We start from the raw sequence: 3,086 nt of genomic DNA, 5'->3' as shown, positions 1-3,086 counted from the left end.
TTTTTTCTTTTACCATTCTTGGTTAAGTCCTCGATCGATTAGTATCAGTCCGCTCCATACATCACTGTACTTCCACTTCTGACCTATCTACCTGATCATCTCTCAGGGATCTTACTTTCTTAAAGAAATGGGAAATCTCATCTTGAGGTGGGCTTCACACTTAGATGCTTTCAGCGTTTATCCCTTCCCTACATAGCTACCCAGCAATGCCCTTGGCAGAACAACTGGTACACCAGCGGTAAGTCCATCCCGGTCCTCTCGTACTAAGGACAGCTCCTCTCAAATTTCCAACGCCCGCGACGGATAGGGACCGAACTGTCTCACGACGTTCTGAACCCAGCTCGCGTGCCGCTTTAATGGGCGAACAGCCCAACCCTTGGGACCGACTACAGCCCCAGGATGCGACGAGCCGACATCGAGGTGCCAAACCTCCCCGTCGATGTGGACTCTTGGGGGAGATAAGCCTGTTATCCCCAGGGTAGCTTTTATCCGTTGAGCGATGGCCCTTCCATGCGGAACCACCGGATCACTAAGCCCGACTTTCGTCCCTGCTCGACTTGTTGGTCTCGCAGTCAAGCTCCCTTCTGCCTTTACACTCTTCGAATGATTTCCAACCATTCTGAGGGAACCTTTGGGCGCCTCCGTTACCTTTTAGGAGGCGACCGCCCCAGTCAAACTGCCCATCTGACACTGTCTCCCACCACGATTAGTGGTGCGGGTTAGAGTGGCCATAACGCAGGGGTAGTATCCCACCAGCGCCTCCATCGAAACTAGCGTTCCGATTTCTACGGCTCCTACCTATCCTGTACATGCGGTACAGACACTCAATATCAAACTACAGTAAAGCTCCATGGGGTCTTTCCGTCCTGTCGCGGGTAACCTGCATCTTCACAGGTACTAAAATTTCACCGAGTCTCTCGTTGAGACAGTGCCCAAATCGTTACGCCTTTCGTGCGGGTCGGAACTTACCCGACAAGGAATTTCGCTACCTTAGGACCGTTATAGTTACGGCCGCCGTTTACTGGGGCTTCAATTCGTACCTTCGCTTACGCTAAGCACTCCTCTTAACCTTCCAGCACCGGGCAGGCGTCAGCCCCTATACTTCATCTTACGATTTTGCAGAGACCTGTGTTTTTGATAAACAGTCGCTTGGGCCTATTCACTGCGGCTGATCTGACGATCAGCACCCCTTCTCCCGAAGTTACGGGGTCATTTTGCCGAGTTCCTTAACGAGAGTTCTCTCGCTCACCTTAGGATTCTCTCCTCGACTACCTGTGTCGGTTTGCGGTACGGGCCGTTGTTTTCTCACTAGAAGCTTTTCTTGGCAGTGTGACATCAGGAACTTCGGTACTATTATTTCCCTCCCCATCACAGCTTGTCCTTAAAAGATTAAGCATTTGACTCAACCTAAGACTTACTGCTTGGACAGACATTTCCAATCGTCTGCATTCCTTAGCCTCCTGCGTCCCTCCATTGCTCAAACAAAAACAACGGGTACAGGAATATCAACCTGTTATCCATCGCCTACGCCTTTCGGCCTCGGCTTAGGTCCCGACTAACCCTGGGCGGACGAGCCTTCCCCAGGAAACCTTAGTCATTCGGTGGACAGGATTCTCACCTGTCTTTCGCTACTCATACCGGCATTCTCACTTCTAAGCGCTCCAGCAGTCCTCACGATCTACCTTCAACGCCCTTAGAACGCTCTCCTACCATAACACCATAGGTGTTATCCACAGCTTCGGTAATATGTTTAGCCCCGGTACATTTTCGGCGCAGGGTCACTCGACTAGTGAGCTATTACGCACTCTTTAAATGGTGGCTGCTTCTGAGCCAACATCCTAGTTGTCTGTGCAACCCCACATCCTTTTCCACTTAACATATATTTTGGGACCTTAGCTGGTGGTCTGGGCTGTTTCCCTTTCGACTATGGATCTTATCACTCACAGTCTGACTCCCGGATATGAATGAATGGCATTCGGAGTTTATCTGAATTCGGTAACCCGAGATGGGCCCCTAGTCCAAACAGTGCTCTACCTCCATCATTCTCAATTCCGAGGCTAGCCCTAAAGCTATTTCGGAGAGAACCAGCTATCTCCAAGTTCGTTTGGAATTTCTCCGCTACCCACACCTCATCCCCGCACTTTTCAACGTACGTGGGTTCGGTCCTCCAGTGCGTTTTACCGCACCTTCAACCTGGACATGGGTAGATCACATGGTTTCGGGTCTACGACTACATACTCAAACGCCCTATTCAGACTCGCTTTCGCTACGGCTCCGTCTCTTCGACTTAACCTCGCATGCAATCGTAACTCGCCGGTTCATTCTACAAAAGGCACGCCATCACCCATTAACGGGCTTTGACTTGTTGTAGGCACACGGTTTCAGGTTCTATTTCACTCCCCTTCCGGGGTGCTTTTCACCTTTCCCTCACGGTACTGGTTCACTATCGGTCACTAGGGAGTATTTAGCCTTGGGAGATGGTCCTCCCGGATTCCGACGGAATTCCTCGTGTTCCGCCGTACTCAGGATCCTCCTAGGTGTCTTCCAAATTTCATCTACGGGGTTTTTACCCTCTTTGACTGACTTTTCCAAGTCATTCGATTATCTGAAAAAACTACCATATTGGAGTCCTACAACCCCAACAAGCAAGCTTGTTGGTTTGGGCTTTTCCCGTTTCGCTCGCCGCTACTCAGGGAATCGAATTTTCTTTCTCTTCCTGCAGGTACTTAGATGTTTCAGTTCTCTGCGTCTACCTCAAATATGCTATGTATTCACATATTTGTAACATCCTATAAAAGATGCTGGGTTCCCCCATTCGGAAATCTCTGGATCATAGCTTACGTACAGCTCCCCAAAGCATATCGGTGTTAGTCCCGTCCTTCATCGGCTCCTAGTGCCAAGGCATCCACCGTGCGCCCTTATTCACTTAACCTTATCAACCTTACGGTTGGGTTTTGACATCATTTCTAGCGATAGAAACTAGTCAAGAAAAATAAGCAATTGAACTTATTAAAAAACTCATTCAACGCGGTGTTCTCGGTTTGTTTTGATCTTACTTCAAATATCCAGTTTTCAATGAACAAAGT

At 49.3% G+C, this 3,086-nt stretch carries 1 rRNA gene; it reads right to left on the bottom strand.

The features are described 5' to 3' along the window. Positions 1 to 18: 18 nt before the first annotated feature. A 23S ribosomal RNA gene (locus tag RV17_RS12885) occupies positions 19 to 2,932 on the bottom strand. Between the last annotated feature and the right edge of the window lie 154 nt (positions 2,933 to 3,086).

Source organism: Enterococcus thailandicus (assembly GCF_001886265.1).
Taxonomy (GTDB): domain Bacteria; phylum Bacillota; class Bacilli; order Lactobacillales; family Enterococcaceae; genus Enterococcus_B; species Enterococcus_B thailandicus.
The sequence above is the reverse complement of the archived record's forward strand: the minus strand, read 5'-3'. Positions and strand labels throughout refer to the sequence as shown.